At 57.5% G+C, this 16,784-nt stretch carries 11 protein-coding genes and 2 pseudogenes; 11 read left to right on the forward strand and 2 right to left on the reverse strand.

Features of this window, described 5'->3' with window-relative positions; all coding sequences use genetic code 11:
• Positions 1-428: 428 nt before the first annotated feature.
• On the reverse strand, positions 429-1,373 hold the full coding sequence (locus tag RX328_RS11925; protein ID WP_108521586.1) for a LysR family transcriptional regulator: 945 nt from the start codon (positions 1,371-1,373) through the stop codon (positions 429-431).
• An 805-nt stretch (positions 1,374-2,178) separates the two neighbouring features.
• On the opposite strand from RX328_RS11925, the gene RX328_RS11930 reads away from it, so the two are divergent.
• The 9 genes from RX328_RS11930 (at position 2,179) to RX328_RS11970 (ending at position 12,470) form a co-directional block, all read left to right on the forward strand.
• On the forward strand, positions 2,179-2,811 hold the full coding sequence (locus RX328_RS11930; RefSeq protein WP_283772442.1) for a NodA family N-acyltransferase: 633 nt from the start codon (positions 2,179-2,181) through the stop codon (positions 2,809-2,811).
• Positions 2,808-3,467 carry a chitooligosaccharide deacetylase NodB gene (gene nodB, locus RX328_RS11935; protein WP_213255702.1) on the forward strand — a complete coding sequence of 220 codons (660 nt, stop codon included), beginning with the start codon at positions 2,808-2,810 and terminating at the stop codon, positions 3,465-3,467. Before RX328_RS11930 ends, nodB begins: the two co-directional genes overlap by 4 nt.
• 16 nt (positions 3,468-3,483) lie before the next feature.
• The gene (gene nodC, locus RX328_RS11940) at positions 3,484-4,848 is read left to right on the forward strand and encodes a chitooligosaccharide synthase NodC (protein WP_213255701.1); all 1,365 of its coding nucleotides are present in this window, start codon (positions 3,484-3,486) and stop codon (positions 4,846-4,848) included.
• Between the two features lie 40 nt (positions 4,849-4,888).
• A complete protein-coding gene (gene nodS / locus RX328_RS11945) occupies positions 4,889-5,506 on the forward strand; it encodes a nodulation methyltransferase NodS (protein WP_213255699.1) in 618 nt (205 codons plus the stop codon).
• Positions 5,507-5,518: 12 nt separating this feature from the next.
• Entirely contained in the window at positions 5,519-7,228 is a 1,710-nt protein-coding gene (nodU, locus tag RX328_RS11950; RefSeq protein WP_213255697.1) for a nodulation protein NodU, read from the forward strand.
• Positions 7,229-7,237: 9 nt separating this feature from the next.
• The gene (nodI, locus tag RX328_RS11955) at positions 7,238-8,152 is read left to right on the forward strand and encodes a nodulation factor ABC transporter ATP-binding protein NodI (protein WP_108521574.1); all 915 of its coding nucleotides are present in this window, start codon (positions 7,238-7,240) and stop codon (positions 8,150-8,152) included.
• Positions 8,153-8,155: 3 nt separating this feature from the next.
• On the forward strand, positions 8,156-8,944 hold the full coding sequence (locus tag RX328_RS11960) for an ABC transporter permease (protein WP_057853266.1): 789 nt from the start codon (positions 8,156-8,158) through the stop codon (positions 8,942-8,944).
• A gap of 93 nt (positions 8,945-9,037) precedes the next feature.
• Positions 9,038-11,083 carry a carbamoyltransferase gene (locus tag RX328_RS11965; protein ID WP_213255695.1) on the forward strand — a complete coding sequence of 682 codons (2,046 nt, stop codon included), beginning with the start codon at positions 9,038-9,040 and terminating at the stop codon, positions 11,081-11,083.
• A 274-nt stretch (positions 11,084-11,357) separates the two neighbouring features.
• Positions 11,358-12,470: a nodulation protein NodZ gene (locus RX328_RS11970; RefSeq protein ID WP_409410899.1), complete on the forward strand. Its 1,113-nt coding sequence runs from the start codon at positions 11,358-11,360 to the stop codon at positions 12,468-12,470.
• 616 nt (positions 12,471-13,086) lie between these two features.
• Here RX328_RS11970 and RX328_RS11980 read toward each other — a convergent pair.
• Positions 13,087-14,166, reverse strand: a complete 1,080-nt coding sequence (locus RX328_RS11980; RefSeq protein ID WP_283772440.1) for a sulfotransferase family protein — start codon at positions 14,164-14,166, stop codon at positions 13,087-13,089.
• A gap of 780 nt (positions 14,167-14,946) precedes the next feature.
• Here RX328_RS11980 and RX328_RS11985 point away from each other — a divergent pair.
• Together RX328_RS11985 and RX328_RS11990 are read left to right on the forward strand one after the other, a co-directional pair.
• Positions 14,947-16,277, forward strand: a pseudogene (locus tag RX328_RS11985) (IS1182 family transposase).
• A gap of 115 nt (positions 16,278-16,392) precedes the next feature.
• A pseudogene (locus RX328_RS11990) lies at positions 16,393-16,635 on the forward strand (IS66 family transposase); the annotation flags it as partial.
• Positions 16,636-16,784 lie beyond the last annotated feature (149 nt).

Here is a 16,784-nt window from a genome sequence, read left to right on the forward strand (position 1 = left end):
TGTGCGATTCAAGCAATTTCATTTGTGTAGCTGAACTCATTTCATCCGACAAAATGCATCTCTCGCATTATCTGAGCCGCGTCGCCGACACCGGTGCCAAATGCAACCCGCCGCAATCGCGGAAAGCCATTCCGCTGCGCTCTCTGCCTAGTTCCAAGAACATCTTGCGGCGGGCCTGCCAGGTGGCGGGCGCGAGAAGCAAGATCAAATCGCTACTTGATCAAGCGGCAAATCAAGTGCGCCATTCGGGCGTGCTGCGGCTGACATCGAGTTGCAGGGGTTCTTCTGCATGTAGAATATGGCGTACGTGCCTCTTGCAGTGCGGGCCTCTGAGACATTGCGGCACAACGACATCGGCCCGAGCGACCACATCCTGAAGCATCTGGATTGATGTCGAGAGCAGGTGTTAAGACGCCTTGAGTAAAAACCTAGCAGCGCCTGCGATTTCTGGGGGTCTCGCGCGGAGAAGCCATGCGGGATGCCTCCTGCAATATTATCCGCCGCATCCAAATGCTTGCCGGATCAGTATTGTGGAGGGCGGGCCATTGGATGGCCTCGGTGAATGCGGGAAGTGGAAGTGGAGTTTCGACGATCAGCAGCGGCATTGTCTTTGCAAAATGCTGGGCCAACCTTGAGGGCATCGTCGCTATACGCTCAGTCTCCGATAGCATCGGCGGGATCATGGTAAAGCCCTGCACAACGACCTCGATGCGCCTCTTAAGACCGTGCTCAAGCAAGAACCATTCCTCAATATTGGGCCTCAGCGCCTGCCCGAACTTCGCTGCAACATGTCCCATTGATATGTATTTGTCGAACGAGAGCTGCCGTGACAGCTGCTTGTTCGTGCGGCAGCCTACGCACACGAGTGTCTCCTCGAACAGTGTCGCTTTAGGATGCGCGCTCGACATGAACAATTCCGGCATGACAAGAAAGTCGACCTCGCCGCGCCGCAGAAGCTCTTCGGGCTCATCGACAAATGGCAGAAATTCGAACCGGATGGCGGGAGCTTCCCGCGCGACACGGTCGACGATCTTTCGAAAAAAAATGACTGTCATGAAATCGGAAAGGAGAATCCTGAAGCGGCGATCCGATTTGGCTGGGTTGAACGTGTCGTGGGAAATAATGGAGAGCTGAATGTGCACCAGAGTCTCGCGAATCGGCGCGGCGAGCCGTTCCGCTCGTGGTGTTGGGACAAGCTCCCGGCCCCTCATCGTAAATAGTTCATCGCGGAAATAGGCGCGTAGCCGGGCGACGGCCGCACTCATGGCCGGCTGGCTCAGGTTGATGCTGCGTGCCGCCGCGGTGAGATTACGCTCGGTCATCAGAGCATCGAGCGCGACGAGAAGATTTAGATCAAGGCCTTTGAAGCGCATAGCGTGGAGTTATCCATCCTTTGGATGAGTTCAATAAAAACAATCGATTTTACCAATTATGCCGAATGGCGGATAGCAAAGCCGTCGGTCGGGACAAACAAAAAATTCAGGCATATCAGGAATGCTTACCAGTCTTTGCCCTGGCTCCGCGAAAAAAGTCTCAGCTGCACCCCGAGCGCCGATCGAAGCGCATGCCCATTGGAGCCAGATTTGTCAACGGGTTGTACAAACTGCATCGCAGTGTCTTGACGCGACAGGCGTGCCGCAGGTCGCGTCGGCGCTCACTACCGGTAAACGTTCGTATAGCTTCTCGAAGCATTTCTATATTGGGCGTTTACCTCTGTAGAATTGATCCAGCCCTCCACTTCGCTCTAACGTCGCAACCAATCAGGAGCTGCCGATTGCAGGCGCCAAATGCCTTTGCGACCCGGCCAAATGTATCCCGTGTCCATAGCAGTTAAATCGTGCGGAAAATGCAGGAGTTAGATCTGGTGCGAATGGCACATGCGCTCGACGTAATCTCCGTCGTGGATAACGATGCATCGGTCCGTGAAGCGCTGACAGGCGTACTCTGTTTGACAGGCGACAATCCCGACCCTTTCCAGTGCGCAGATGAGTTATTGAAATCCAGCCGTCCTCTCAGCACGTCCTGCTTGATAGCGGATGTTCAGTGGCCCGGAGTGGCCGGGCTCGAGCTATGCCAGACCAGCGTTTCCCATTCCCCGGTGGAGCCATTCATCGATAGTGAACTGCTCGCGTGCACCAAGTCCATCGTCAAATGCCAGACGGTGCATGGGAGACAATCATGAATATTGTCGTATCAAGCTCTACGGCAGATATCTCCATGCGCTCTCCGGTGCGGTGGAGAGTGGCCTGGGAAAGTGAAATGCGCCTCGCCGACCATATCGAACTCTCCGACTTCTTCCGAAAGACCTATGGTCCCACCGGGGCATTCAATGCCAAACCATTCGAAGGCCATCGAAGTTGGGCCGGCGCGAGACCTGAGCTCCGTGCAATCGGCTACGACGCACGCGGCGTAGCGGCTCATATCGGCGCGCTACGCCGCTTCATCAAGGTCGGAGACGTCGATCTACTAGTGGCCGAGCTAGGATTGTACGGGGTACGTCCGGATCTTGAAGGACTCGGAATCACCCACTCAATGCGCGTGATGTATCCAGTACTGCAGAAGCTTGGCGTTCCATTCGGTTTCGGTACGGTTCGGCATGCGCTGAAGGAACACCTTACAAGGTTGCTGGCCCGCCGCGGACTGGCGACCATTATCTCTGGGGTTAGCGTGCGGTCCACCCTTCCGGATGTGTATCTGAAGTTATCGCCCACGCGCGTTGAGGACGTGCTTGTCCTGGTTCTGCCGATTGGACGGCCGATCAGCGAGTGGCCGACTGGTACGGTGATTGATCGGAACGGGCCAGAGCTGTGACATACCTCGACCGCTTATGCGAAGTGCGCAGCGAGTACGCTGACCGCACGGAAAGTCGCGGCGTCTATCTGACGTTTGACGACGGTCCCGATCCACTCTGCACGCCGGATGTCCTGGATGTGCTCGCGGAACACCGAGTGCCCGCAACGTTCTTCGTCATCGGCGCGTACGCGGCGGACCAGCCGAAACTAATCCGACGAATGATCGCAGAAGGGCACGAGGTCGCAAACCACACGATGACGCATCCGGACCTGTCCAGATGCAAACTCACGGAAGTGCAGTATGAAATACTAACCGCGAGCAGGGTCATCAAAATGGCCTGCCCCCAGGCCGCTCTGCGGCATATGCGGGCACCTTATGGTATGTGGAGCGAAGAGGTGCTCACTACGTCGGCGAGGGCTGGATTGGCCGCCCTGCACTGGTCGGTAGATCCACGAGACTGGTCTCTTCCCGGTGTTAACGCGATTGTCGACGCTGTGCTGGCCTCTGTCCGCCCGGGTGCAATCGTGCTCTTACACGATGGATGTCCTCCCGAGGAGTTGGGACGGGCCACTCATGCTCGTGTGCGCGACCAGACCGTCTTGGCACTTTCGCGCCTGATTCCAGCATTGCATGGCCGCGGGTTCTCAATCCGCTCGCTTCCTCAACCTCACTGAACAAATAGACACACCAATGAATCTTCTTGCCACGACCAGCACAGTCGCTATCTCGTTGTATGCGCTGCTCTCGACTTTCTATCGAAGCGCGCAGGTGCTTTATGCTCTGCCGACAAACGTATCATCGGCCTCGGACGACGTGGCCGTCTCCGGCGCTTTGCCGAGCGTGGATGTCATGGTCCCCTGCTTCAACGAGGACCCGCGCACGCTATCGGCGTGTCTGAGATCCATTGCAAGCCAAGACTATGCCGGGAAACTGCAGGTCTATGTAGTTGACGACGGTTCCGGAAATCTCGACGCTGTAGCACCCGTTCACGACGCCTACGCTGACGACCCGAGGTTCAGCTTTATTCTGCTGGGCAAGAACGTCGGAAAACGGAAGGCGCAGATCGCCGCGATACGCGGGTCGGCTGGAGATTTGGTGCTCAACGTCGATTCGGACACGATACTCGCCGCCGATGTAGTCACGAAACTTGCACGAAAGATGCAAGATCCAGCGATCGGGGCGGCCATGGGTCAGTTGACGGCGAGCAACCGAAACGCCACCTGGTTAACCCGGCTGATCGACATGGAGTACTGGTTGGCTTGCAACGAGGAGCGTGCGGCACAGGCTCGCTTCGGCGCCGTTATGTGCTGCTGCGGCCCATGTGCCATGTACCGCCGTTCCGCGCTCCTTTTGCTGCTAGATCAGTACGAGACGCAGTTTTTTCGGGGAAAGCCAAGCGACTTCGGTGAGGATCGCCACCTCACGATCCTCATGTTGAAAGCAGGTTTTCAAACGGAGTACGTTCCCGACGCCGTCGCGGCAACAGTGGTTCCGGATAGGCTAGGGCCATATTTGCGCCAACAACTCCGTTGGGCGCGGAGCACTTTCCGTGACACCTTCCTTGCGCTGCGCCTGTTGCCCGAACTCGATCGCTATCTCACGCTAGATGTAGTCGGACAGAATCTCGGCCCGCTACTTCTCGCCCTGTCATCGATAGCGGCGCTCGCGCAGCTCGCACTCACATCCACAGTACCGTGGTGGACAGGACTGATTATCGCATCAATGACCGTGGTTCGCTGCAGCGTCGCAGCATTTCGTGCTCGCGAACTTCGATTTCTCGGCTTTTCTCTGCACACACTCATCAACATCTTTCTCTTACTGCCCGTGAAAGCCTATGCATTGTGTACATTGAGCAACAGCGATTGGCTGTCACGCGAGTCTGCAAAGTTACCAAACGAGAGTGAAAGACAGGTCGTCATCCCAAACCCGATCGCTGGACCAAGAGCCGCCGACGCTAAAGGAGGTTCGGTCATTGCTGGGTCAATTCGTCCGACGGATCATTCGCGCCGTTCTTCGAGGTTCGTGACGTCGAACAGTATCTGCAGCGGCGAGTGACCTTGAACGTTACGTGGGTGCACAAATCGTGAGTCGGAAAATGAAATATCAATCGTTAGATCTCGAATTGGCGACCGACGATCCGTGGCGGCTCGACGGCAATCCGTTCGAGCGGGAGCGTCACACGCAAATGCTCCGGCTGTCGCTTTCACAAGGGGTTATTTCACATGCTCTCGAAGTCGGGTGCGCAGCCGGCGCATTCACAGAAAAGCTGGCACCCCACTGCAAACGGCTCACGGTGGTCGATGTTATGCCGCGAGCGATCGGTCGAGCGTGCCAACGGACGAAGAGGTGGTCGCACATCACGTGGATAGCTTCCGACATTCAACAGTTCTCGACCCCAGAGCTGTTCGATCTGATCGTCGTGGCGGAAGTTCTCTATTACCTCGAAGACATAACTGAGATCCGCGCGGCCATCCGCAATCTGGTGCAGATGCTTGCGCCAGGTGGGCATCTGGTCTTTGGATCGGCGCGTGATGCCGCCTGCACTCGTTGGGGGCACCCTGCTGGTGCCGAGGCGGTCATCACCATGCTCAATGAAACGTTGATCGAGGTCGAGTGCGTACAGTGCCAGGGTGAGTCGGCTAACGAAGACTGCTTGCTCGTCTACTTTCGGAATCCGGTTCGAGTTTCGATTAAATCCAATTGCCGACCTTGAGATGGAGATACTATGCGCATCTGCGGCATCAAGCTGACGCATGACGGGGCGATCGCTCTTGTGGAGGATGGACGGCTGGTCTTTTGCGTCGAGCAGGAGAAACGGGGCAACAATCCGCGGTATCAAACCATCGACAATCTTGACGCAGTTGTTGTCGCTTTGGCGGAGCATGGTCTGGATCCGCAGGATGTTGATCAGTTCGTCATTGACGGCTGGGACGGGGAGGTCGAGTCGCAATTCCAGGTCCTCAGCGGGGTGGCACCTATCACTCTCAAAGGGGCGCCGTATGTTGAACGGAATGTCCGCGGCCTTCTCACTTCGCGCGACGGCTTTAACCTGATGCTCGACGGCAGGGTCTTTCCTTATAAAAGCTATCCGCACGTCACAGGCCATGTGGCCTCCGCATACTGCACGAGCCCTTTTGCCAAAGCCGGACAACCCGCCTTCTGCCTGGTATGGGACGGCTGCATCTTTCCACGTCTCTACTACGTAGAACCCCGCGGCGCGCGGTTCATCGAATGCCTGTTTCCGATCATAGGCCATGCTTACGCTGTCGCGGGCCATCACTTCGGACCTTATAGGCAGGCGAGCCGTACCAGCTGGGATCTAGGTGTTGCCGGCAAGCTGATGGCCTATATCGCGCTCGGGTCTGTTAATGAAGACATCGTGGCGGTGTTTCAGGAGCTCTACGAGGAGCGCTTTGCGGCCGACATGGAGCATGCTCGTCGTCACCGTGCGGAGGTCATTAGCGAGGAGGCCTCACTTGAGGCTATGCACGACTTCTTCGACGCGAGCGAGCTCCGATTGAAGGACAAGCTGCCCGAAGATGTACTTGCATCGTTTCATTGTTTCCTCGAGCGTCTCCTTATACGCCAAATGGCCATTGCTTTGGAGCGGCATTCGTGTTCTCCGGGACCACGCAATTTGTGTATAGCCGGTGGCTGCGGTCTCAATATCAAATGGAACAGTGCACTACGTGCGACCGGCCTGTTCGATGATGTGTGGGTGCCGCCCTTTCCGAATGACAGCGGCTCGGCAATCGGTGCCGCGTGCTCCGCCATGGCGGCGGACAAGGGCTTCGTGCCGCTGCAATGGTCGGTCTACAGTGGCCCGGCCCTGATACGCAGCGATGTGTCGTCCGAATGGAACGCTGTGCCATGCAGTATGCGTGAACTTGCGACCATCCTCGCGAGCAACAAGCCCGTAATTTTCCTCGCCGGTCGCGCGGAGCTTGGACCACGAGCATTGGGTGGCAGAAGCATTCTGGCAGCCGCGACTTCGCCGGCAATGAAGGATCATCTCAACGACATTAAGCTCCGCGAACTCTTTCGGCCAGTCGCGCCGATTTGCCTGGAGGATCGTGCGCCGGAAATTTTCAGCCCCGGGACGCCGGATCCTTACATGCTTTTCGATCACCAGACACGGGCAGAATGGTGGAACAAAGTCCCCGCTATTATACATCTCGACGGATCTGCGCGATTGCAGACCGTTCCCAGAACCTCTCCGCACAAAATCGCGGAACTCCTCGTCGAATATGAAGAACTCACGGGCATTCCGCTGCTTTGCAATACGAGTGCCAACCACCATGGACGTGGGTTTTTTCCGGATGCCGCAGCAGCCTGCCAGTGGGGACGCGTTGAACACATATGGTGCGATGGCCTGCTGTGGACCAAAACGGTCGTAAGTGAGCGATCGCCGGCCGAACGCCTTCTTTCAGTCTAAGATGAACATATGTCCACCGTAGCAATCGACCTTACCTGCGTAAGGAAGTCGTATGGCGACAAAATCGTCGTCGATGGGCTGTCCTTTGCTGTCGCGTCGGGAGAGTGCTTTGGCCTCCTCGGACCAAACGGGGCGGGAAAAAGCACGATTGCGCGTATGGTTCTCGGCATGGTAGCGCCGGACACCGGCAAGATGACCGTGCTCGGCGAGCCCGTACCGGCGCGTGCCCGCCTGGCACGCGCGCGCATCGGCGTGGTGCCGCAGTTCGACAATCTCGAACTGGAATTCACCGTCCGCGAGAACCTGCTGGTATTTGGGCGCTACTTCAACATGAGCGCACGCGAGGTCGAAGCAGTTGTGCCAGAACTGCTCGAGTTCGCTCGCCTGGAGAGCAAGGCGGATGCTCGCGTCGCCGAACTATCCGGCGGCATGAAGCGGCGGCTGACGCTGGCGCGTGCGCTGATCAACGACCCACATCTGCTGGTGATGGACGAGCCGACCACCGGTCTAGATCCGCACGCGCGCCACCTAATCTGGGAACGCCTGCGATTGCTGCTGGCGCGCGGCAAGACGATTCTCTTGACCACCCACTTCATGGAAGAGGCCGAGCGGTTGTGCGATCGGCTGTGCGTGCTTGAGGCAGGACGCAAGATCGCAGAAGGCGAGCCTCGCGCGTTGATCGATGAGCAGATCGGTTGCCAAGTGATCGAAATCTACGGCGGCAATCCGCACGAGCTATCTTCTCTGATCAGGCCGTATGCGCGGCATATCGAAGTGAGCGGCGAGACGCTTTTTTGCTATGCGCCAGATCCAGAGCAGGTACTCGTGCAGCTGCGCGGGCGCGCAGGTCTACGCCTTCTGCAGCGTCCTGCGAATCTCGAGGATGTGTTTTTGCGGCTGACCGGGCGGGAAATGGAGAGATGAACGATGCGTGAAGGTTACGCTGCCGTCATGCCCGCCAACGCATACAACTGGGTCGCTGTATGGCGTCGCAACTTTCTGGCGTGGAGGAAAGTCGCGCTTGCATCGGTTCTCGGGAATCTCGCCGATCCCATGACTAATCTGTTTGGCCTCGGCTTTGGCCTTGGAATAATTGTGGGACTCATTGATGGCACTTCATACATCGCGTTTCTGGCTGGTGGGATGGTCGCGACTAGCGCCATGACCGCCGCCACCTTCGAAACAATGTATGCGGCGTTCGCCCGCATGCGTGCTCAGCGCACTTGGGAAGCAATCCTGTGCACACAGCTCACGCTCGGCGACATCGTTCTCGGTGAATTGGCTTGGGCAGCCACCAAAGCCGTTCTGGCCGGAACGGCAATTGCAGTGGTTGCCGCGACCCTGGGCTACGCTGCGTGGGCATCCATCCTCTATTCGATACCAGCAATCGCAATCACTGGCTTCGTCTTCGCGAGCCTAGCGATGGTCGTCGTATCCCTTGCGCCCAGCTACGATTATTTCGTGTTTTACCAGACGCTCGTCGTCACACCCATGGTGTTCCTGTGCGGCGCAGTCTTTCCGGTGAGCCAGATGCCCAGCGCATTTCAGCGCGTGGCAGGCTTATTGCCGCTGGCACATTCGGTCGACCTCATCCGCCCAGTGATGCTTGGGCTCCCGGCCGGCGGCATCGGCCTGCATATCGGTGCACTGTGCATGTACGCGGTGCTGCCGTTCTTCCTCTCGATCGCGCTGTTTCGCCGGCGCCTGATGCGTTAACCCGACATTCCGCAGAAGCGATGGAGAGACGCGATGCAGTACCGCGAATTCGGCAGTCAATTGGGCTTCGTGTCACGATAAATGGAGAATGAGATGTTCTGTCTAGGAGTGAGCGGTGGACTAGACAAAGTCTATGAAGATACACGTGAGCTTTCGAACACATTTCTACACGATGGCGCTGCGGTGCTCGTCCGGGACGGCCGCGTGATAGCGGCCGTTGAAGAGGAGCGCCTCAATCGGATTAAGCACTCCAACAAATTCCCAAGCCGTTCGATACAATACTGCCTTGCAGCCGCAGGGATCCAGCTCAGCGATATCGATCGTATCGCGTTCTACGCGACCGAGGCCTATTGCAATGCTATGCTCGAAGGCCTGTTCGGGTCTCAGCCGGACCTCTCCATTCCTTTGGATGCCAAACTGTTGATGCGTGGCTTACTAGCGCAGGAGTTTGGTACCGAGGTCGATCCGTCGCGTGTCTCTTTCGTAAGTCACCATCAGGCGCACGCCGTAAGCGCCTTTGCGATGTCTGGCTTCGAGCAAAGTCTAATCCTCGCGATCGATGGCGGTGGTGATTTTCTCTCCGGCCTCTTAGCTGTGGGGTCTGGAACCGAGGTTACCCAACTCGCGACCTTCCCGGAGAATAATTCTCTAGGGCTATTTTATCTCGAGACGATCCGGTATCTCGGCTACGGCTTATTCGATGAATACAAAGTCATGGGGCTTGCCCCCTACGGGGATCCGGCTCCCCATCGCGAGCTCTTCGAGCAGTTCTACGAACTGTTAGACAACGGTGGCTACCGCGTCTACCTCGACCGAATCGGTCCGACGCTGCGCCGGAGCATCCAGGTCCGAAGAAAGGGAATGCCATTCACGCAGCAGCATCGAGATGTGAGTGCTTCATTGCAGGAAGCCTTGGAGCGGATCGTGTTTCACATTCTCCGGCATCATCGCGAGGCTACCGGTATGAAGCGGTTGTGCCTGGCTGGAGGGGTAGCCCACAACTGCACCATGAACGGTAAGCTGCTGTATTCGGGGCTTTTCGAACACATCTTCGTGCAACCCGCGGCGCATGACGCTGGCTGCGCATTAGGCGCTGCACTAATGATGTCTAACGAGCTGGGCCGGCCCGCGCCACGTGAGCGGCTGCAGGAGGTCTATTGGGGTCCTGATCTCGGGAGCGAGAGCGCCGTGCAGCAGGAACTGGATGCATGGGGTGGACACCTTGACGTCGAAGCCAGTAACGACGTGGCAGGTAGCGCAGCCGACTGGATGGCTAACGGCGCCGTGATCGGCTGGGTGCAGGGTCGTTCGGAGTTCGGGCCACGTGCGCTTGGCAATCGCAGCATTCTTGCCGATCCTCGGCCTGCCGCAAACAAGGACCGGATCAACGCGATGGTCAAAAAGCGCGAAGGCTATCGACCGTTCGCGCCATCAGTGCTGGACGAGGATGCGAGCGAATTTTTCGACCTCCCCGACGGTACGCGCGAATTTCCCTTCATGAACTTTGTAGTTCGCGTGCGCGACTCCAAGCGAAGCGCGCTCGGCGCCATAACGCACGTCGACGGCACTGCGCGACTGCAAACAGTATCGCGCAAGACAAATCCCGCCTACTGGGAGGTTATTAATTCGTTCAAGAAGCGGACTGGCATCCCAGTTCTGCTCAATACGTCCTTTAACAACAATGCCGAGCCGATCGTCGATTCGGTTGCAGACGCGATTACCACATTTCTGACGACGGAGCTGGATGGACTTGTGGTCGGGCCGTTCCTCGTCAAGAAGAGGGCGGCAACGTTGGAGGATTGGACTGCACTTGCGGTTTCATTGCCGCCTTATGCGGGCCTCTATCGGGTTCGCGCTTACACAGCGCGAGATCGCCAGGAGACGGTGTGCGAAATCCGTACGGCGCACTCCAGCGGTGACAGTGTGCGTATTTCACAGGATGCGTTCGATCTACTGATGCAGATCGAGGGCGAAGCCGTGCTCAGGGATCTCCTGGATACAATTACTTTCGATCGGGCTAGGCGTGAAGCTGTCGTGAAGGAACTGCGGGGATTATGGGAGCTCCGTCGCCTTCGGCTGCATCCTTCACATGCTGCTCGCGCGCATCAAGACTGCGATCAAATGCTGGAGAAAGCATAACAGCACCACGAATATGGCCGTGTGCATGTCTCCAAATGCGGGGGCAGCTGGGCCCCTGAAGGCGGCATACCCGGTAGCTGGGCTCATGCTTGTAGTCTTGGGCGCTGCGCCATAGCGGCAGCGCAAGACGGCAAGCGCCCCAGCAGCAGAAATTCTATTCGACATGGTACATGCCAGAAAGGGCTTCGAGGAGCTGTTGCAACAAGGCGGATACGACTGAAATCAAGCATGTCGACGGCAACATTTTCGCGCGGCTCCTCCATGGTAGCGGCATATGAAGTTCTACCAGCCAAGTTGGCTAACATCACGATCGCTGACGACAGCATCGGGCGAGGCCATACGTAGAGTTTCCGTGGCGTCCTTATCCAGGCGGTATTCCCTTAACGAGGAAACACAAATGTTTGTTGGCGGCTCGATGAACGGCCGGTTCATTGTTTCTCGACGACGTACTGGTTTCGGTGATTGCCTGTGGTCCCTGGCGTCAGCCTGGCGCTATGCGCAGCGGACGGGGCGGACTCTAGCCATTGATTGGCGTGGCTCCTGTTATCTCAATCAACCCTTCACGAACGCCTTTCCGGTGTTCTTCGAGCCAATTCAAGACATCGCGGGCGTACGGGTCATCTGCGATGACGAGATCAACCAGCTCTCATTCCCGGGTCCTTTCTTCCCGTCATGGTGGAATAAGCCATCGATCGACTGCGTTTACCGCCCAGATGAACAGATTTTCCGAGAACGTGATGAGCTGAGTGAGCTTTTCCAAGCCGAACAAGATAGTGAAGCCAACACCGTGGTGTGTGATGCTTGTTTGATGTGGCGTTGCGATCAGGATGCCGAACGACAAATATTCCGGAGCATCAAACCAAGGCCCGAAATTCAAGCTCGGATTGACGCCCTATATCAAGAGCACTTTGAAGGGCGCAATATAATCGGGGTTCATGTTCGGCACGGCAACGGCGAAGATATAATGGGGCACACGCCCTACTGGGCCGATGCGGAGCTCGCCTTGCGGCAGGTATGCACTGCCATTGATACGGCCAAAGCGTTACCACATCCAGGACCTGTGAGGGTATTGTTGTGTACGGACAGCGCGCAGGTGCTTGACAAGCTGTCGGGTGTGTTTCCCGATCTTTTCACGATCCCAAAACGCTTCCAGGCGGATCAGGCCGGGCCATTACATGGTGCAGCACTGGGAGTCGACGGCGGGATCTCCGCCCTCATCGAGATGTATCTCCTCGGGCGATGCGATACTGTGATTCGCTTTCCGCCGACTAGCGCCTTCACCCGCTATGCCCGCGTCTTCGCGCCACGCGTTATTGAGTTCGATTTGAACGATCCGAGTCGTTTGATCTTGATTGATGAATCCTCCGAACATCTCCTGGCTTTATGAAACTTGCAACCCGCACCCTCGTCGATCATATCGGCGCGCGCTTCGCATTTGCGCAGCATCGCCGTTCGTCCTGTCGGATGTCGTTTTTCGTAAGGTTCAGAAACTGCGACAAAGAACGTCGTCGCACTATCGCGATCGAGCAGCCGATCACGGTTCTTGTAGAACACGGTGGCATCCCATACCGAACCATCGATCGACAGTCCGACAAATTAGCGGAACAAAAGATTGTGGTCGAGCTGCTCGATCAACTGCCGCTCAGATCGCACCGTGTAGAACAGAACGCTTCCAGCAGCAGAGCCCGCAAAGAGCCGCTCGGGCGGGATCGACCAGCGGCTTCCCGGCGTAAAGCCTCCGGAAGTCTCGCGACAGGTCCTTCAGCGCTGCCTCAATCAGTTCGCGGATCGCCCGCAAGGGGAACGCGCTGCTCCAAACCGCTCGTAGCTGAATGCCTTCCGCCCGCTGGTCTTGCCCTCGGATAAAGCCATACGTTTGCCGCCCGCAACGTCTCGATGGCCGCATCCAGCGGCTCGATCGGCCTCGGACAGCGTGAGCGCCTGTTCGAACTTAGCCGCTATCGAATTCGCCAAGCGCAAATTCTCCTCCATGTTGGGCTCGGCTAGATGTTGCCGTTCCGAACCATGGAGGGGTCGAAAGCCGAGGAGGAGTTCTCTTCAGCTTGCCAGACAATACTGTTTGGCGCACCGTTTCCGCCAGATGCCGCACCAGGTCCTCGCTGGGCGCGTTGCAAATCCCAGCAGGTTTGAAATACCTGACGATATTGTTCGGTTACGGCCCGACCTCTGTCCACGATCCCAGCTTGCTGAACGTGCCGAAGTTCCTGCTCATAACCGAGCTCAATCAAAAGCTCGGCGCCGATTGCATCCGTTATTGCTTGCATCTCTTGAATGCTCAGTTCGGTTTGCAAAGTGTAGACTGAGCGATCATCGACTGCCTTTCTCTCGAGGATTTTTCGATCCCCGAAGCGACTGGACCGAAGATATTCCGGCTGCTCCATCGTCGCCGATGTAATGCCCGTTGGATCGTAGCCGAGGCCAGCGATCACGCGCGGGATTTCCTCGTCGGGGTCCGCCACCAAAAGTTCGTACCGCACCACCTGCGTCTGCCGCCGACTGCGGTGCGCGGCGAGCGCAGGTAGGCCCAGAACGAGATCGGCGAGAGAAGATGCGATGTCGGGAGGCAGAATGAGCACTAGATTGGAGAGATCAGATAGGCTGGCGGGCGGCCAGCTTTCTGGCACGAGCGGGATGCCCCATGTCGATTTCAGTGAAGCGGCAACAGCGTAGGGATTACGCAATAGAAGGATGTGTGGCGCTTCTGGATAGAGAGAATCCAAAAAATCGAGGACCATCCAATAACGCGGCGTCTTGTCTACGAAAGTACGCTTGCCCGCTGCTGCCAAATATTGGCCGTAAGCCGCATCAGCAAAAGCGCGACTGACGATAGTACGATCGATTCGGCCCGAAAAATCGGATGTTGCGTCCTGAATCAGTGATGCCCCCGCTGGGTGACGGTGATCCACCGTGCCAAATGCCTCAAGTGCCAGCATCAACCAGGGCTCAGGCGGCGCCACAATGTCTGGGTGCTGCTGGAGCAAATGCGACAGCAGCGTCGTCCCCGACCGGGGGAGGCCGAGGAGAAAGCAGACCGCAGGCAAATCGTTGGCATCTCGGCTCATGATTCCAACCCCTTATGCCTGGTCAAAGCGAGCGGCCGCCCGAGACCTCCCTTTGTCTGGTTGAAAGAAATAACGGCAGCCGTGCTGTTCCATATGTGACCGCGTGCGCAGCATCGTGACATGAGGAGGACTTTCGCCTGCATCTTCTGCATGATCTGAGAGCTATGGAATTCGATCCATTTGGCCGGATCGCAGAAGCATTTGCGCCTGCAATCGGCAGCTCCCGATTGCTCGCAAAGCAAAGGCGAAGTCGAGAGTTGGTTCAATTGTACGTAGATAGGCGGGTGATACAAAAAATGTTAGAAAAGCTATACGGAGGTTTATCGTTGGTAAGCGCTTACGCGACGCGGGGGGACGCTTGTAGCGTTGAGCCGGCGCGGTGCAGCTTGCGCGGCCGCCGGAGAAGGTGGCCGCAATGGGCATGCGCCTCGGTTGATGCTCGCCCCTGCACCTGAGAAATCTTCTCAGAGCCATGGTGAAGATCGATAGCCATTTTGGATGCCTGAATTCAATTCCTCCAGTTGATTTCTTGCTATCCGTTTCTTCCACTTGGTAAAATCGATTGTTTTGATGGAATGCATCAACGCCGGATAAGTCCGGATCATGCGTTCAGGGCCTCGATCTTCTAAATCTGCTCGTCGCGCTCGATGTATCCCTTCGGTGGCGGCCGCTTTGTGAAGTTCGGTCGTCTTTCTGAGGATGTGAACTTTAAGTCTAGGAGCCTGTCCGAGTAATCGGATTTTTCTCGACGAAGAACAAGCGTCGTGATTCAAACGGTGGATGAGCAAGACATTTCGTCCTTGGGACGTTGATCAGGTTTGGCTGCTGCCGCCATCGATCCAGGATTTGGTGCCTTCCGGGCACACGGCCCACTTTGTGCGGGACACGGTTCGCACCGGCTTGGACCTGTCGCGGATCATGGATGTCTACGACGAGGAGCGCGGCTTTCCGCCCTATCATCCTGGCATGATGGTAGCGCTGCTGCTTTATGCGTACAGCCAGGGGATCTACTCGTCGCGCAAGATCGCACGGGGCTGCGAGGAGCGGCTGGATTTTGCGGCTGTAACGGGGATGCAGCGTCCGGACTTCCGCACGATCAGCGAGTTCCGCAAGCGGCATTTGGCTGCGCTCTCCGGATTGTTCCGGCAGGTTCTTGCGCTGTGTCGCGCGGCGGGGCTCGTGAAGCTTGGCCACGTGGCGCTCGACGGCACCAAGATCAAGGCCAATGCCGGGATCAACAAGGCGATGAGCTATGGCCGGATGAAAGAGGCCGAGCCGAGGCTTGCGGCGGAGGTCGAGGGCTGGCTGGCCCAGGCCGCCCAAGCCGACAAGGCTGAGGATCGTCAGCTCGGAGCCTCGAAGCGTGGCGACGAAATGCCCGAGTGGATGGCCAACAAAGAGAAGCGGCTGGAGAAGATCCGGACCGCCAAGGCTGCGCTGGAAGCTGAAGCCAAAGCCAAAGCGGCCTCGAAGCCGGGCGACGACCGCTCCGGCGACGGCGGCAAGGGCCGGCCGGGACGCAAGTCCAAGCCCGTCACGGCAGAGCCGAGCGACAAGGCGCAGCGCAACTTCACCGATCCCGACAGCCGCGTGATGCCGACCAAAAACGGCTTCATCCAGGGCTACAACGCACAGGCCGCCGTCGATGGCGCCCATCAGATCATCGTGGCGCACACGCTGACCAACTCGCCAAGCGATCAGGCGCAGCTTGCGCCATTGCTCGATGCCATCAAAGCCAATCTCGGGAAGAACCCGGATGAAGCGTCGGCCGATGCAGGCTATTGCTCGCAAGCCAATCTTCGCACGCTCATTCGACGCCGGATCGAGGGTACGTCGCCACCGGACGGCAAAAGCACGGCACCAAGGCGGCCACGACAAAAAGAAAGCTCAAATCCGGCACGCTCGTCGCCAGAATGAGCACAAAGCTCAAGCGCGCAGGCTATCGAAGCCGATATCGATTGCGAAAACAGATCGCCGAGCCCGTCTTCGGTCAGATCAAGCAGGCAAGAGGCTTCCGCCAGTTCCTCCTGCGCAGCATCGACAAGGTCAAAGCCGAATGGGCCATGATCTGCATCGCCCACAACCTCGCAAAACTCGCCGCCGCACGCTGAGGAGAACCTGTCTCCCCAAAAAAAGCTTCAGAACCCGCTTCGCTTAATCCTAAGTCCATTATAGGGACAGGCTCCTAGCTTTGAGGTCATATTCGAATGCTGGTGAAGGTATTGGGCGCCGCTCGCGTTTGCCCGTGCAAAAGCCTCGGAAGACGAAGCTCTGATCGCCCAGCAGAAGCTTAGGATCGCCAAGCTCCAGCGCCAGATCTACGGCCATCGATCGGAGCGATCATCGCGGCTGATCGACCCAGTTGGCGCGCTGACCTTCGAAGAGCTGGAAATTGGCGCCACTGAAGACGAGCTGTCTGCGGAGCAGGCTGTAGCCAAGACGACGAGTGTGCGCGGATTTTACGCGAAAGGCGTCCCGAACGCCAGATCGTCGCCAGTTTTTCTTCAGTGGACCCCACTGACGCTGCAGCTTCGAGAGACGTCGATGGGCTTCCATCGACGCATTATGAGTCTTCCGAGACTCGTCAGTTTATGGACAGCTAAGTCTTATAGCATTGA

The sequence above is a fragment of the Bradyrhizobium sp. sBnM-33 genome (genome assembly GCF_032917945.1).
GTDB lineage: Bacteria > Pseudomonadota > Alphaproteobacteria > Rhizobiales > Xanthobacteraceae > Bradyrhizobium.